The sequence below is a fragment of the Streptomyces hundungensis genome (assembly GCF_003627815.1).
Taxonomy (GTDB): Bacteria; Actinomycetota; Actinomycetes; order Streptomycetales; family Streptomycetaceae; genus Streptomyces; species Streptomyces hundungensis_A.
Genome location: NZ_CP032698.1, coordinates 7,945,668 through 7,961,147 on the forward strand (window position 1 = coordinate 7,945,668; position 15,480 = coordinate 7,961,147).

The window sequence follows — 15,480 nt, forward strand, 5'->3', positions numbered from 1 at the left end:
GAGAGCGGCGGCTCCGTGCCCCGGTCCGTCCGGCCCGCCCCGCGCGGACGGACCGGGGCCTTCCCCTGTGAGGCGGGGCTCAGCCGACCTTCCCCGCCCCCGCCCCCTTGCCCACGACGCCCGGCACCGAGCGCGGGTCGTCCACCGCGGTGCGCAGCGTGGGCGTCCAGCCGGCCCCGGAACGGAGCGCCTCGCCGGGGAGTTCCGCGTTGTGCACGGCGATGAGGTCGACCGGCCGGCCGTTGACGTAGTTGCCCTTGGCGGTGAGCGGCGCGTCACTCCACTTCTTGAGGACGCTCGCCGGGGACACCCCCTGGGGCAGCGTCAACGCGTTCTTTTCCGCGACGAGTTGGGACTGGTAGCCGATGCCGAAGGCGTACTGGTACTTCTGGCTCCCGGTCACCGTGTACAGGTTGTTGTACGCGTCCACCTGGCCGAACCGTACGCGCGGTGCGCGCTCGACGATGCCCGCGAAGACGTTGTGGTGCAGGGTGACCTTCAGCCTGCCCGCGTCGCTGGCGGCGGCGCCGTCGCTGTTGCCGATCATCAACGTCTTGTCGTGCTCCTTGAACGCGTTCCACGACACCGTGACCCGGTCGGCGCCCTTGACGATGTCCAGCTCGCCGTCGTGCCGCTCGTAGATCTTGCCGAAATAGGAGGGCAGGGTGCTGTCCGGATGGGCGCCGTCGGTGAAGGTGTCATGGTCCACCCACACATGTGTGGAGCCGTACACGACGGCGCTGTCGTACTCGGAGTTCCACGCGCCCGTCTTGTTGTCGTCGGTGGGGTCCCACTGCGGGAAGCAGTCCAGGGGGCTCTCCAGGGTCAGATTGCGGACGATGACGTTGTCGACTCCCTTGATCTGGAGGCTGCCGCCGACGATGCCCGCGTTCGCCCCGACGCCGACGATGGTGGTGTTGGAGGGCACGTTCGCCTCGATCGCCGGCTTCTGGCGTGCGCCCGACGCGGCGCGCAAGTCTTCCTGCGCTCCGCTGACGGGCCGGTCGTGGCCCCACACCGCCGGGTCGTAGGCGGCGAGGTACCGGGCGAAGTCGTAGCCCGGCGCGGCGAAGGCGGCACAGCCGGCGGCCGCGGGGTTCAGGGTGCCGCTCACCTTGATGATCTTCGGTGCGTCGCCGCCCTTCTTCAGGGCGGCCCGGAACTCGTCCCAGGTGGTGACGGTGAAGACATGGGCCGCGTCGGCGCGCGCGCCGCCGGTGGTGCCGGCGCCCGCCGAACCCCAGCCGTCCCCCACGGGAAGCGTCTCGCGTCCCGTGTCACGGCCCTGTGCCTGCGCGGAGCCCACGGCGGACGTCAGCGTGAGCAGCAGCGCGGCACATGCGGCGACCGCCGCCGTCCGGTGGACCTGACTCTTGTACGGGTGCGTCATGGGGTTCTCCTCGTCGAAGGGATACGGGCCCGGGTGGTGCGGGCCGGCTGATGCAGGACGCCGGAACGACGGCGTGGGGGCGGGTCCGGGCGCCGTCACTGGTTGCGCTTCGTCCACTCGGCCTGCGCCGTGTCGAGCTGGTCGGCCAGGGAGTCCAGGAAGTCCTTCGCGGAGACCTTGCCGAGCAGGACCTTCTGGAACGCCGGTTCGTTGGCGGTCTTGGAGATGGTGTTCCAGTCCGGCAGGTAGTACGGAAGCTGCACGATCTTGGTGCTGCCGCTGTTGAGGGCCTCGGCGGCCAGCCGCGTCGGCTCCGCCTTCTGGATCCACGGGTCCTTCGCGGCATCGGTGTTGGCGGGGATGGCGCCCGCCGACTCGTTCCACTTGCTGTTCGCCTCGTGCGACGCCGCGAACTCGATGAACGTCCAGGCGGCCTTCTTGTTGCCGCTCGACCTGAACAGCCCCAGCCCGTCGACGGGGTTGGACACCTGCACCCGGGTGCCGCTGTCCGTCGTCGGGTTGGGCAGACCACGGAACTTGTCGGTGCCGAGCGCCTTCACATGGTCCTTGTAGGAGCCCAGGTTGTGATCCATCATGCCGATCCGGCCGCTGTCCCACTGGGCGACCATCTTGGTGAAGTCGTTGTTCACATCGGCCGACGGAGTGGCCTTCCTGTACAGGCCGGCGTACTTCTCCAACGCCCGTACGTTGCTCGGGTCGTTGACCGTCGTCTTCGTCCGGGACCGGTCCCAGAACGACGTGATGCCGCTCTGGCCGTACATCGCGTCCAGAGCCTGGGCGATGGACCCGGCTCCGCCCCGGATGGTGTAGCCGAACTGGTTCTTCGCGCCGTCGGTGAGCTTGGCCGCGGCCTCATAGAACTTCGTCCAGGTGGTGGGGGCCTGGAGCCCCGCCTCGCGGAACAGGTCCGTGCGGTAGTAGAGGACGCCGTTGCTCGCCGACGTCGGCACGGTGTAGAGGTCGTCCCGGCCGCCCGCCACCTTGACCGACTCGACCATGCCCGTGTTGAGCTTTCCGTTGAGAGCCGCGCTCAGGGCGACCCGGTCACCCACCGGTTCCAGCGCGTTCTGGCTCACGATCCCCGCCAGCATGGACCCGGTGACCCCGCCCACATCGGGCAGCCCTCCGCCCTGGATGGCGGTGTCGTACTTGGACTGGACGGACGCGGCCGGAATGCCGACGTACTTGACCTTGATGTCCGGGTACTTCTTCTCGAAGTCCTTGATGATCTCCATCCACACGTCACGGCGGACCGCCGTGTTGTTGTCCCAGAAGACGATCTCGCCCTTGCCGCTGCCCTCGTCGCCCTTACCGCCCGCCGCGCCGCTGCCGTCGTCTCCGCAGGCGGTGGCGGTCAGGGCGAGTACGGCGGCGAGGGCCGCGGCGCCGGCCGTCGCGAGGGCTCTGCCGTGGCTCGTGCTGCTCCTCATGGATCGGCTCTCTTTCTTCGAACTCGGCTGCTGAGTCAGGTGAGTTGACGGGGCCGCGGTGCCCAGCCGTGGGGGACAGCGCCGAGCGGATCGACCGCCTCGGCCGTCGACGCCCGGGCAGGGGTGGGCGCCATTGCACTGCCGGTGCGGCGCTCGGGTCGAGCCCCGAGTGCGCGTCGCCGAGGATCGCGCGCCCGGCGCGGCATGTGCGCTCATGCGGCCACCGCCTGGAGGGCCAGCGCCCGCGCCGGACCCGGACCGAGTCGCCCGTCCGCGACGACCGTGACCACTCGGCGCATGACGGACGTCCCGGGCGCGATGGCGAGGCGGCGAGTCGATGCGAGCGACGAACCGACGCCGGGATATTCGGTGGCGCGCACGAACCACGGGTCGCGCCGGGTCTCGTCGGTGGCTCCCGCGAAGACGAGGGTCCATCTCCTGCCCGCGAGCGCGAGCCAGGCGGCGGGTGACCCGTGCGCGGCGCGCTCTCCGAAGGCGTCCGATGTGAACACCTCGGGGGCGTCCTCTTCCTTGGGGGCGCGCCAGAAGAAGCCGCCGTACGCGGCGCCCGGGCGGCCGTTGGTCGCCGGACTGCCCAGGGTGACGGTTCTCGGCGAGGGATTGGTGAGACGGAACGCGAAGTCCAACGCCCAGGCTGCGCCGGTGAGTTGAGCGACCGAGACCGTGCGGCGCTCCCGTAACAGTTCATGGGTGCCGGCCCGCCACACGAGCTCCTCGACGAACCCGTCGGCGCCGCGCCGCTCGATGGACTGCCGCTGCTGGGCGCCGTGGTTGTCGAGCTCGGTGGGGCCTTGGCCGCGTACGAAGGTGCGGCCGCCCCAGAAGTTGTGCCCGTCCACGTCCGCCACGGCCACCGAGACCCCCGTGTGGTGGGGGTGGTCGGCGGGCCGGTGCGCGGTGACGACCGTGCCGGCGAGGGTGGTGACCGGATGGAGGAAGGGGCGCGGTGACAGACGTGGCGCGGCCGGCGGATGGCTGATGTAGCGCGCGACCGGACAACCGGAACAGCTCAGCGTGAGGGCCGAAACCCCTTGATCTGTACGGGAGTTCATAAGGCGTCCGCCTCCTTCGGGGCCCCGGCCCACGGTGCCCCCAGGGCGCCGAAACCGTCGAGCGTGTCGGCGCAGGCGGCCACCAGAGCGTCGATGCCGTGCACCACGCGGCGCGCGGACCCCTCCTCATCCGTGACCCGCATCCATGCCTTGGGGGGCAGGCGGGCCGGATCGGGTGCGTCGCGCACCGCCTCGACGACCCTCATGAAGGCGGCCGTCGCCCGCAGGGGAACCAGGAGGGCGGCACGGCCTTCCAGGTGGTCGAGGAGGTTGACGAGGAGATCGGTGCGGCCGTGGAACGACTCCTCGGGGCCGTGTCCCGAACGCTGCACCAGGACGCGGTCCTGTTTGTACCAGAAGGTGACGCGGCCCCGGCTGCCGTGCACCACCACATACGGCTCGTCGGGGTGCTCGGCGCACAGGGTGGCGGCCACACCGATCCGGCGTCCCGCCGTCGTGGTGATGGCCACGTACGAGGTGTCGTCGGCCTCGATGTCATGGGCGCGGAACAACTCGGTCTCGATCGCTTCGATGTCCCCCGCGCCGGTCGATCCGTCGAGGGCGAGCGCGGTGGCGACGGCGTGGGCCAGCGGGTTCGTCAGGACGCCGTCGACGACGTCGTCGCCGTTCAGGCGGCGGTGCCCGGCCCAGGGCGCCCGGCGGAAGTACGCCTCGTCGCGCGTCCAGGGACCCGCCGCGCCGATGCCGAGCACATCGCCGATCACCCCGTCCGCGACCAGATCGCGTATCGCGTCGATCGCGTGCGAACCGAGCGACTGGAAGCCGACCTGAACCGCGATGCCCGCCGCCTCGATCCCGTCGGCCAGCCGCTGGAACTCCGCGTACGAAGGGGCGGGCGGCTTCTCCAGGAGCACGTGCGCGCCGTGCTCGGCGGCGGACAGTGCGAGCGCGGTATGGGTGTGGATCGGCGTGCTGATCACCACGACCCGGGCGCCCGTGGAACGGAGCAGCGCCGTGAGGTCGGTGGACTGCTCGGGGGCACCGAAACCGTCGAGTTCGGCGCCGGACAGCGGGGTGAGTTCACAGATCCCGGCGAGCCGGACCCGGCCGCTCAGGGCGAGCCGGCGGATGGTGTCCAGGTGTTTGCGCCCATGGCCGCGCGCCCCCGCGAGGACCAGCGGGACCGGCTCCCGGTGGAGGCTCATCCCTTCACCGCCCCGGCGCTGAACCCGGTGACCAGCCACCTCTGGATGAAGGCGAAGACCAGAACCACCGGGAGGGCGGCGATGACGCCACCCGCGGCGAGCGCGCCGAGGTCGACGCTGTCCGCGCCCATCAAGGTGGCGAGGCCCACGGGAATCGTCTGCTTGCCCTGGTCGCTCAGGAACATGAGCGCGAACAGGAAGTGGTTCCAGCTGTGCACGAAGGCGAAGGACCCGACGGCGATCAGGCCGGGTCGCAGCAGGGGCAGGACCACCGCGCAGAAGGCCCGGAAGCGCCCGCAGCCGTCCACCCAGGCGGCTTCCTCCAACGAGTACGGCACGTTCTTGATGAACCCACTGATCAGGATCATGGAGAGCGGGAGCTGGAAGACGGCCTCGGCGACGATCACACTGCCCAGCGAGTTGATCATCCGTAGGTTGGCGAAGATCTGGAACAGCGGAACCAGCATCAGCGCGCCCGGGATGAACTGCGAACACAGCAGCACGAGCAGGAAGCCACGCTTGATCCGGAAGTCGAAGCGCGCCAGGGCGTAACCGCCGGCGAGCGCCACGACGGTGGTGAGGAGCATCGACAGGGCTCCGACGATCAGGCTGTTCTTGAAGAAGAGCGCGAAGCTCCGCTCGTTCCACACCTTGTCGAAGTGCTCCAGCGTCAGCGGCCAGGGCACCAGCGAGGAGGAACCCGTGGGCCGGAACGCGAAGAGCAGCATCCAGTAGAAGGGCACGAGCGTGAACAGGAGGTACAGACCCAGGGGGAGGTAGATGTGCGGCCGAGGCACCTCGTCCCACGCGCGGCGTCGGTCCGGACGGACGACCCTACGGCCAACGGGCCTATCGACGAGGGGAGTTGGGGCGGCCGTCATCTCGGCTTCCTTAGTGATCATTTCTCCTGCGCTCCGAACTTGCTGAGCCGCAGATAGGCCATCGAGCAGAACAGGAGGATCACGAAGGCGATGGAGGTGAGTGCCGAGGCATAGCCGAAGTCGTGGGAGTCCACGGCGATGGAGGCGATGCGCAGCGGCAGCGTGGTGGTCTCGCCCGCGGGCCCGCCACCGGTCAGCGTGTACAGGAGGTCCACGTTGTTGAACTCCCACACCGCCCGCAACAGCGTGGACAGGACGATGGCGTCCTTCAGGTGGGGCAGGGTGATGTGGAAGAACTGCCGCAGCCGTCCCGCGCCGTCGACCTCGGCCGCCTCGTACAGGTCCTTCGGCACGGACTGGAGGTCGGCGAGGATGAGGATCGCGAAGAAGGGGACGCCGCGCCAGAGTTCGGCGGTGACGACGGCGGGGAAGACGCTCGCGGTGTCGGAGAGCCAGGACGTCCCGTAGGTGCCGATCCCCGCTTCCGCGAGGTAACGACTCACGCCCGTCTGGGAGTTGTAGATCAGCATCCAGATGGAGGAGGTGAGGACGCCCGAGACCGCCCACGGTGAGAAGACGAGCGCGCGGGACAGCGCGCGGCCCACGAACGTCTGGTTCACGATGAGCGCGAGCCCGAGGCCGAGGAGCAACTGCGACACGACCTGGACGACGACCCACTGGAGGCTGAACACCAGGCTGTGCCAGAACTCGGGGTCCTCGGTGAACGCCTTGGTGAAGTTGTCGAAGCCGGCGAACCCGTTGCGCCACGGCTTGGCGGGGTTGAAGTGCTGGAGGCTGTAGTAAAAGACGCTGAGGACGGGATACGCGATGAAGCCCAGCATGAGCAGCGCGGCCGGCGCGATGAGCAGATAGGGCAGTCGCCGCGGGGTGGCTCCCGTGCGGCGACGGTTGCCGGGCCGGTGCGGCGGCGGTTTGGCCACGGCGACGGCTTGGGCCATGTCGGGACTCCGTTCTCCAGGGCGCGAGCAAGCGGTTGCCGCACGTTGTTCGACATGCCGAACAAAAAGGGGGGTAAGGGCGGGGGTGGATCAGCCGGCGTAGGGGTCCGGCACCCTGCCCGGGCGGGCGAGGAAGGCGAAGTCGCAGCCGGTGTCGGCCTGGGTGATCTGATCGGCGTACAGCGCTCCGTATCCCCGCTCGAACCGGGCGGGCGGCGGAGCCCACTGAGCCCTTCGCCGCTCCAACTCTCCATCAGGTAACTCCAGTTGAAGGCTGCGCGCCTCCACGTCGAGGGTGATGAGGTCGCCGGTGTGGACGAGGGCGAGCGGGCCGCCCACATGGGACTCGGGGGCGATGTGCAGCACGCACGCCCCGTAGGAAGTGCCGCTCATCCGGGCGTCGGAGATCCGCACCATGTCCCGCACCCCCTCTTTGAGGAGATGGTCGGGGATCGGCAGCATGCCGTACTCGGGCATACCCGGACCCCCCTTGGGCCCGGCCCCTCTCAGGACCAGGACGCTGTCGGCGGTGATGCCCAGCGACGGGTCGTTGATGGTGCGCTGGAGCTGCCGGTAGTCGTCGAAGACGACCGCCGGACCGGTGTGCTTGAGCAGGCGCGGCTCACAGGCGATGTGCTTGATGACCGCGCCGTCCGGACACAGGTTGCCGCGCAGCACCGCGAGCCCGCCCTCGGCCGCTACCGGACGGTCGCGAGGCCGGATCACGTCGTCGTGGTGGACCTCGGCGGCGGCCAGTTGCTCTCGCAGGGTGTCATGGGAGACGGTCGGCCGGTCCAGATGGAGCAGATCGGGGATGCGGGAGAGCAGGCCCGGCAGCCCGCCCGCGAAGTGGAAGTCCTCCATCAGATAGGTGTCCCCGCCGGGCCGCACGTTCGCCAGCACCGGAGTGGACCGCGCGAGACGGTCGAAGTCGTCGAGGCCGAGCTCCACCCCCGCCCGCCGGGCCATCGCGATCAGATGGATCACGGCATTGGTGGAACCGCCGAGCGCGAGGACCGTGGTCACCGCGTCCTGGAAGGCGTCGGAGGTGACGATCTTGGACAACGTCAGGTCCTGGTGGACCAGTTCCACGATCCGCAGGCCCGAGGCCGCAGCCATGCGGTCGTGCTCCGACGTGACGGCGGGGATGGAGGAGGCGCCGGGAACCGTCACCCCGAGCGCCTCCGCGGCGGCGGTGAGCGTGGAGGCCGTGCCCATGGTCATGCAGTGGCCGGGGGAGCGGGCCAGACCGTTCTCCAGGCCGGCCAGCTCACAGTCGCCGATCAAACCCGCCCGCTTGTCGTCCCAGTACTTCCACATGTCCGTGCCCGAGCCGAGCACCTCGCCGCGCCAATGGCCGGGCAGCATCGGCCCCGCGGGAACGAACACGGCCGGAAGGTCGACGGAGATGGCCCCCATGAGCAGCGCCGGCGTCGACTTGTCGCAGCCACCCATCAGCACGGCGCCGTCCACCGGATAGGAGCGCAGCAACTCCTCGGTCTCCATCGCGAGAAGGTTCCGGTAGAGCATCGGGGTGGGCTTCTGGAAGGTCTCCGACAGGGTGGAGACCGGGAATTCGAGGGGGAATCCCCCCGCCTGCCACACTCCCCGCTTCACGGCCTGGGCGCGCTCGCGCAGATGAACATGGCACGGGTTGATGTCGGACCACGTGTTGAGGATCGCGATGACGGGCTTGCCGAGGTGCTCCTCGGGCAGATAGCCGAGCTGCCGGGTGCGGGCCCGGTGGCTGAACGACCTCAGCCCGTCGGTGCCGTACCACTGATGGCTGCGCAGCTCCTCGGGCGGCCGGGTGCGTGACGTCGAACGGCTCATGCGTCCCACCCCGCGACCGCGCCCCACTCCTTGACGATGGTGGCGACCTCGGCGCGTTCGGGATCCTCCAGGAGTCTGCTGGGGGAGCGGACATCGCGCCGGCACAGACCGAGCACGGCCAGAGCCTCCTTGACCACGGTGACGTTGTTGGCGGAGGAGTCCACGGCGCGCAGCTCCTCGAAGCGACGGATCCGCTCCCACACCCGCATGGCCGCCGGATAGTCACCCGCCCGGAGCGCCTCGATCATGGTGAGGGACATCGTGGGCGCGACGTTCACCAGACCGGACGTGAACCCGGTCGCGCCCGCGGAGAAGTAGGACGGCGCGTACGGTTCGGCGAGACCGGCCACCCAGACGAAACGGTCGAGGCCCGCGTCCCGGGCGAACGCGGCGAAGTGCGCCGCGTCCGGCACCGCGTACTTCACCCCGATCACGTTCGGGCACGCCTCACCGAGCGCCGCCAAGTGCCTGCCCGCCAGGCCCGCGTTACGGATGTAGGGGACGACCCCGAGCTCCGGTACCGCATCGGCGATGGCCCGGTGGTAGTCGACCCAGCCGCCCGCGGCGACGTACGGGTGCACTGGCTGATGGACCATCACCATGGCGGCGCCCACGTCCCGGGCATGCCGGGCGGCGCCGATGGCGGTCGGCACGTCGTGCCCGACGCCCACCAGAACCACCGCCCGCCCGGCAACCTCCGCCAGGGTCAACTCGGTTACCAGGCGCCGCTCTTGAGGCGTCAGAGCGTAGAACTCGCCGGTGTTGCCGTTCGGCGTGAGCGTACGCACCCCGCCGTCGAGCAGTCGGCGCAGCAGCGCCCGATGGGTGTCCTGATCGACGGAGCCGTCCTCGGCGAACGGGGTCACGGGGATGGCCACGACATCCGACAGGGCCGCGCGCAACGCCTCCTGAGGCAGCGTCATATCGGCATGTCCTCCCGGCGCGGCGCGGGGAAGGCCCGCTCGACGAACGAGGCGATGTGGGCGTGCAGGGCCAGAGAAGCGCCGTCCGCGTCGCCGGCCAGCGCGCGCCGCAGGATCTCCCGGTGCTCCCCGGCCTCGAGCTCCCAGGAGGGATCGGCCGCCCAGGCCACCGCCGACACCAGAGCCGCCTGGTCACGCACCTCGTCCAGCATCCGCGCGAGCAGCGGATTGCCGCACGGGACGTACAGAGCGCGGTGGAACTCGCGGTTGGCCAGGGAGCGTTCGGCCGTGTCCGTCGCGGAGTCGGCGCGCTCCAGAGCCTCGCGCGCGGCGTCCAGGGCCGCCCCGCTGTGCACGGTGCGGCGCAGCGCCTCGGGCTCCAGGAGCAGGCGCACGTCGTACACCTCGCGCGCCATGTCCGCGTCCACCATGCGTACCGTGACGCCCTTGTACTGGTTCATCACGACGAGCCCGGTGCCCGCGAGCGTCTTGAGGGCCTCGCGCACGGGGGTCTTGGACACCCCGTACTGCGCGGCGAGTTCGACCTCGACCAGGGCCTGTCCCGGCGCCAACTGGCCCGTGAGGATGCGGTGCTTGACGGCCTCGAGGACGAACTGGGTCCGGGAGGGGATGGGTGTGGGCACAGAGGTCATGCGCACCTCTCGACTCTCGCGTATCGCGTCTCATATATGACGCATCAGGTACGACGCGATGAAAGTAGAGGCGATCGGCGGGCCCGTCAACGGTTCTGACGTTCTGGCACCGGATCCGTCGGAGCCGTTGACGAGAAAGCGCTTTCCCCCTACGTTCCATTCACCAGTGTGACCCCCGATTGCTCGCCCTGCGGCATGCGCTGACGTACCGGCAGTTGCGGCGCATGCCCGCGCCTTGAGTACATCAGGTATCAGAACGTCGTTCACCACACTGAACTGCCGGACTTCACTCCGCAGCGCCCGATCCGCTGGGCCACATCCCCGTCCGAAGGGACCCGTCGTCATGCGCGTGCACACCCCCCGCAACCGTCCCCGCGCCCTCCTCGTCGCCGCCACCGTCCTAGCGGCCACGGCCTCGCTCGCGCTTCCGCACTCAGCGGGCGCCGCCGAAACCGCGCCCGTCGGCTTCGGCGCCGGCACCACCGGTGGCGGAAACGCCGCGCCGGTCACCGTCTCCACCCTCGCCGCGTTCAAGACCGCCGTCACCGGCGGCGGCGCCAAAGTCGTCAAGGTCAGCGGCCTGATCCAGCTCGCCGGGCAGGTCGACGTGGGCTCCAACACCACGGTCCTGGGCGTCGGTTCGGGCTCCGGGTTCACCGGCGGCGGCCTGCGTCTGAAGGGCGCGAGCAACGTCGTCATCCGCAATCTGAACATCAGCAAGGCGGTGGCACCCGCGGACGCCATCACCGTGCAGACCTCGACGAAGGTGTGGATCGACCACAACACGTTCTCGTCGGACCTCGACCACGGCAAGGACTACTACGACGGACTGGTCGACATCACTCACGGCTCGGACTACGTGACGGTGTCCTGGAACACCTTCAAGGACCACTACAAGGGGTCACTCGTAGGGCACAGCGACAAGAACGCCTCCGAGGACACCGGGCACCTGCATGTGACGTACCACCACAACCACTTCAGCAACGTCCACTCGCGCATCCCCAGCCTCCGGTTCGGCACCGGACACTTCTACGACAACTACGTAGAAGGCGCGGACACCGCCGTGCACTCCCGGATGGGCGCCCAGATGCTCGTCGAGAACAACGTCTTCCGCTCGACGAAGGTCGCCGTGACCACCAGCCGCGACAGCAGCATCGACGGCTACGCCAACCTGCGGGGCAACGACCTCGGAGGCGCCACCCTCGAAGTCTCCCGAACAGGCTCGTTCACCACACCGCCCTACGCCTACACGGCCGAACCGGCCTCGTCCGTCGTCGCGTCGGTGACCTCGGGGGCGGGCGCCGGAAAGCTCTGACGGCATCAACTGGCCTGCGATGTAAGCCAGTTCACCGCCGCTGCTCGGCGCGGGCCACGCCGAGCAGCGGCCACGGGCCCGAACCCTCGGATCCCGCCCGCTCCGGGCGTCGGGTCTCAGGCCGGGCTGAACTGCCGCTCGGCCTGCTGCCGCAGCCGCTTCTTGTCAGGCTTTCCGGCATCGGTCAGCGGCAGCGCGTCGCAGAGGGTGATGACGGTCGGCTCGTACATGGCGCCGCGTTCCTCGCGCACCAGGTCGCGCAAGTCGCGCGCTTCGAGTGTGCTGCCGGGCGCGAGGACCACGGCGGCGTGCACCCGCTCCATGCGGTCGGCGTCACGAACTCCGAAGACGGCGCTCTGGAGGACCTGGGGGTGCGAGTTGAGGAGGTCCTCCAACTCGGTGGTGTACACATGGCCACCCACCACGACGATCATGTCCTTGAGGCGGTCCACGACCGTCAAGTAGCCCTCGCCGTCGAGGAATCCGATGTCGCCGGTGTGCAACCACCCGTTCCGCAGCACCTGAGCGGTCAGTTCGGGCTGCTTCCAGTACTCCTTCATGAGGCTGGGGGAGCGCACGCAGATCTCCCCGTGCTCCCCTGTCGGGAGGTCACGGCCCCTCTCGTCCCGGATGGCGACCTCCACCCCGGGCAGTACCTTGCCGGCGGAGCGCAGCCGGTCCGGACGGAGCGGGTCGTGGTCCTCGCGACCGAGCAGGCTGATGCCGCCGGCCTCGTTCTGGCCGTAGAACTGGACCAGTACGGGGCCGAAGCGGCGGATGGCGTCGGCGATGCGGGCGGGAGAGGACTGGCAGCCTCCGTAGACGATGCTGCGCAGGGTGGAGGTGTCTCGCACGGCCGAGTCGGGGTGGTCCATCAGCTGGTACAGCAGGGGCGGCAGCAGAAAGAGGTGGCTGATGCGCTCACGCTCGATGGCCGCCAGTACGGCGGCGGGTTCGAACTCCTCCAGCAGGACCACGCATCCGCCGCCGCGCAGCGTACCGTCGGCGAACATTCCGGCCGCGTGCGCGAGGGTGGTGCACACCAGCAGCCGGGGCGGCTCTTCCCCGGGGCCCGCCGTTGCCCCACGAGCCGGCCGCACCTGTTCATAGGTGGTGCAGATGCCCTTGGGGTGGCCGGTGGTGCCTCCTGTGTGCCGGATGGTGCACACGTCGTCCGGTCGCGCGAGGCCGGTCAGCGGTTCGGCGGACTGCTCGGCCGCCAGCTCCAGGAGGTCCCTGCCCACCTTCGCCGGGCCGAGCACCAGGACGTCCGGGCCGGGGACCAGCTCCGTGATGTCGACGGCCCGGTCCAGGTGGCGGGGGTCGACGATCAACGCGCGGGTCTCGACATCGCGCACGATGGCCGCCTGCGAATCGGCCGAAAGCTTGTTGTAGAGGTGATTGACCCGGCAGCCGATCAGATGGGCCGCATAGCGTGCCGCGATGGTCTCCGGCAGGTTGCCGCACAGCAGGGTGACGGTCTGCCCGCGGACGATGCCCCGGGCGAGCAGTGCGCGTGCCATCCGGTGGACGAGGTCACGGAACTCGCCCGCGGTGACCCGCCGTTCCCGATGGAGGAGGACGTCGCGCCCGGGGTCCCCCGCCAACGCGTCGAGGCTCTCCTCGACGTACGTGCGGAAGGGCTGGGTGTCTGAGGCCATGGTGCGTTCCTTCTGGCGCGCGGTACGCCGGTCATGCGGTGCGGGTGTCCCGCCCGGACAGGTGGTTGCTGGAGGCAACCAAAACACCCTAGTGCTCCTTGATCCACGTCTCCAAGTGCGGCCGGGCGAGCGCTGGCTGGATTGCATCGGGTGCCCCAGGTCTTGTCGATGTCTCGCAGGTCGACCGGCCCATAGGTGGGCCGGCCGGGGGTGTACGCCCATCGACATAAGCAAAAAATCAAGTCACCTTGCATGGCTCGAACGTTCCGGGGCACTCGAAGCTCCGGAGGTTGATAATCATGGTTCCCCTGCTTCTCGTTCTTCTTCTCGCACTGATCCTCTTCGGTGCCGGCTTCGCGCTCAAGATCCTCTGGTGGGTCGCGCTCGTGGTGCTGGTGCTGTGGGTCATCGGATTCGTGGCCCGTCCCAAGGGCGGTAGCGGCCGCTGGTATCGCTGGTAGACCAGCAACCGCAACGCTGTGGGGCCCCCGCCGGTATGGCGGGGGCCCCACAGTCGTGTCCGGGAATCGTCGCTGCCGACACGTGCAATGTCCGCACATAGGGGTAGGCGTCAGGCGCCGGGGCGGTTGCCGGCGCCGCAGTCGGGAACCGGTTGCCTCCAAGGGCACGGCAGCCGCTCCGGTCGCCCGGGCCGCGGGCGACCGGGCGTGTCGGCGGTGACCCGGGTTGAGGGTCCACCTGGCCGGGTGTGAACTGGATGAAGGTGGAAACGCGTCCTGGGCGGGCCCGTGCAGGAGACGGGACCGGTCGACCGCTCGCAGTGCCGTGAAGGCGGGGCGGCGACGCAGCGTTACGGATCGAACAGGAGCGTGTGTGATGGCAGCCGACGACGAGCGGGCCGATGACGTCTACCAGCCGGAAGGCGGAGACGGGGTCGTGGAGGACGCCGGAATCCTGGACCCGGAAGACACGCTGAACGACCGGGGAGCCGACCCCTATGACGAGGGCTGGTCCCCGCCCGAGCGCCCTCTCGCGGTGAACCACACCGGCACCACCGCGCGCGAACAGCATGACGGTGAGAGCCTCGACGAGCGGCTCGCGGAGGAAGTCCCCGAGCCTCAGCTCGACCTGGACGACGAGGACGCGGAACTGGCCGACGCCGAGGTCGGCGACGAACGCGCGGGGCGGCTCGTCGCACCCGACGAAGGAGCCCACGAGGACGCCGAGAAGGACATGCTGGGCTCGGACATGGGCATTGACGGAGGTGCCGCGTCCGCCGAGGAAGCGGCGGTGCACCTGATCGACGACGCCGAGAGCGCGTGGCCCGAGGACGACGACCGCCTCTGAGCCTTACGGGTTTCGACCTGCGAGGCCGACGGGCCTGCCGGCCTCTATGTGCCAGGCCCACATGCTGCCGGCCTCTATGTGCCAGGCCCACATGCTGCCGACTGTGGGCCTGGCAGCATGTGGGCCTGTCGGCCTCGCAGGTTTTTCGGTGGTCCCGGGCGGCGGTCGCGCCCGGCCTTACGGGGCGATGGTGGGTCCCGGCTCCACGGGCCGTTCGTGGGCCTCAGTGCTGGAGGCCCGAGCGGACCAGCGCCGAGGCCAGGCGGGGAAGCTCGTCCGGAGCGACGAGACCGGCCAGGCCCTCGTCGGTGCGGGGAAGTCCCAGCGAGGAGGCGGCCTCGCGCGCGCGGTCGTCGAAGAACGGGCGGAGTTCGGGCCAGAGGCCTTGCGCCTCGCGGCAGAAGATCCCCGCGCCGACCGGGCCGATCCTCGGTACCTCCTGAAGCAGCTCGCGTACGGCCTCGGGGTCGCCGTTCGCCTCGTCGCGCAGTCGGCGCAGGTCTCCGCCCCAGCGCCGCAGAACTACCTCGGCCCCTTCCAGCAGGGCCGTGGCGGTGCTCTCGTCGTAGCGGCGATAGTGGGCTCGGCCCAGCGCGTCCACGATGGTCTGCCAGTCCGTGTCCGCCATGACCCGAGGGGTGCGCAGCCGCGACCGGAACAGTTCGCGGGCGGCGTCGGTCGCGATGTCCGCCTTGATCCGCGTCGAGCACAGCACGGCCAGCACCAGGAGCTGGTAGAGCGGGGACGGCTTGTCGCGAAGGGTGATGCCCGCTTCCTCGGCGTAGCTCCGACCGTGCTCGCGCAGCAGCTCGGCCAGCGTGTCCTCGGTGTTCATCAGAGCCTCGCTCCTCGGGTGGGGCCGGTCTC

The 15,480-nt window shown here is 69.8% G+C and carries 14 protein-coding genes; 3 read left to right on the forward strand and 11 right to left on the reverse strand.

The features are described from left to right. Positions 1 to 79 precede the first annotated feature (79 nt). The 9 genes from DWB77_RS35315 to DWB77_RS35355 all read right to left on the reverse strand — a co-directional run bounded on the left by DWB77_RS35315 (position 80) and on the right by DWB77_RS35355 (position 10,329). Positions 80 to 1,390 (reverse strand): pectate lyase family protein, encoded by a 1,311-nt coding sequence (locus DWB77_RS35315; RefSeq protein ID WP_120726597.1) that lies wholly within the window; start codon positions 1,388 to 1,390, stop codon positions 80 to 82. Positions 1,391 to 1,485: 95 nt separating this feature from the next. Beyond that, on the reverse strand, positions 1,486 to 2,841 hold the full coding sequence (locus DWB77_RS35320; protein ID WP_120726599.1) for an ABC transporter substrate-binding protein: 1,356 nt from the start codon (positions 2,839 to 2,841) through the stop codon (positions 1,486 to 1,488). A gap of 212 nt (positions 2,842 to 3,053) precedes the next feature. Further along, a complete protein-coding gene (locus tag DWB77_RS35325) occupies positions 3,054 to 3,914 on the reverse strand; it encodes a PmoA family protein (RefSeq protein WP_120726601.1) in 861 nt (286 codons plus the stop codon). Further along, positions 3,911 to 5,080, reverse strand: a complete 1,170-nt coding sequence (locus DWB77_RS35330) for a Gfo/Idh/MocA family protein (RefSeq protein WP_120726602.1) — start codon at positions 5,078 to 5,080, stop codon at positions 3,911 to 3,913. Before DWB77_RS35330 ends, DWB77_RS35325 begins: the two co-directional genes overlap by 4 nt. Continuing rightward, positions 5,077 to 5,982, reverse strand: coding sequence for a carbohydrate ABC transporter permease (locus DWB77_RS35335; RefSeq protein ID WP_120726603.1), 906 nt, complete (start codon positions 5,980 to 5,982; stop codon positions 5,077 to 5,079). The genes DWB77_RS35330 and DWB77_RS35335 overlap by 4 nt, the downstream gene beginning before the upstream one ends. Continuing rightward, the gene (locus tag DWB77_RS35340; protein WP_120726605.1) at positions 5,979 to 6,920 is read right to left on the reverse strand and encodes a carbohydrate ABC transporter permease; all 942 of its coding nucleotides are present in this window, start codon (positions 6,918 to 6,920) and stop codon (positions 5,979 to 5,981) included. Before DWB77_RS35340 ends, DWB77_RS35335 begins: the two co-directional genes overlap by 4 nt. 90 nt (positions 6,921 to 7,010) lie before the next feature. Beyond that, positions 7,011 to 8,753: an L-arabinonate dehydratase gene (gene araD / locus DWB77_RS35345; RefSeq protein ID WP_120726606.1), complete on the reverse strand. Its 1,743-nt coding sequence runs from the start codon at positions 8,751 to 8,753 to the stop codon at positions 7,011 to 7,013. Continuing rightward, positions 8,750 to 9,676 carry a dihydrodipicolinate synthase family protein gene (locus tag DWB77_RS35350; protein ID WP_120726608.1) on the reverse strand — a complete coding sequence of 309 codons (927 nt, stop codon included), beginning with the start codon at positions 9,674 to 9,676 and terminating at the stop codon, positions 8,750 to 8,752. The genes araD and DWB77_RS35350 overlap by 4 nt, the downstream gene beginning before the upstream one ends. Next, positions 9,673 to 10,329 (reverse strand): GntR family transcriptional regulator, encoded by a 657-nt coding sequence (locus DWB77_RS35355; protein ID WP_120726610.1) that lies wholly within the window; start codon positions 10,327 to 10,329, stop codon positions 9,673 to 9,675. Before DWB77_RS35355 ends, DWB77_RS35350 begins: the two co-directional genes overlap by 4 nt. Positions 10,330 to 10,672: 343 nt before the next feature. Between DWB77_RS35355 and DWB77_RS35360 the strand changes: the two genes are divergently transcribed. Next, positions 10,673 to 11,644: a pectate lyase family protein gene (locus DWB77_RS35360; protein ID WP_120726612.1), complete on the forward strand. Its 972-nt coding sequence runs from the start codon at positions 10,673 to 10,675 to the stop codon at positions 11,642 to 11,644. A 116-nt stretch (positions 11,645 to 11,760) separates the two neighbouring features. On the opposite strand, the gene DWB77_RS35365 is transcribed toward DWB77_RS35360, so the two are convergent. Next, entirely contained in the window at positions 11,761 to 13,305 is a 1,545-nt protein-coding gene (locus tag DWB77_RS35365; RefSeq protein ID WP_120726614.1) for an AMP-binding protein, read from the reverse strand. A 299-nt stretch (positions 13,306 to 13,604) separates the two neighbouring features. Here DWB77_RS35365 and DWB77_RS35370 point away from each other — a divergent pair, with 299 nt between their 5' ends. Then, positions 13,605 to 13,766, forward strand: coding sequence for a hydrophobic protein (locus DWB77_RS35370; protein ID WP_120726616.1), 162 nt, complete (start codon positions 13,605 to 13,607; stop codon positions 13,764 to 13,766). A gap of 376 nt (positions 13,767 to 14,142) precedes the next feature. Next, a complete protein-coding gene (locus DWB77_RS35375) occupies positions 14,143 to 14,613 on the forward strand; it encodes a DUF5709 domain-containing protein (RefSeq protein ID WP_120726618.1) in 471 nt (156 codons plus the stop codon). 223 nt (positions 14,614 to 14,836) lie between these two features. Here the strand turns inward: DWB77_RS35375 and DWB77_RS35380 are convergent, their stop codons facing one another. Then, complete coding sequence (locus DWB77_RS35380) at positions 14,837 to 15,448, reverse strand: endonuclease (protein ID WP_120726619.1); 612 nt, start codon at positions 15,446 to 15,448, stop codon at positions 14,837 to 14,839. Positions 15,449 to 15,480 lie beyond the last annotated feature (32 nt).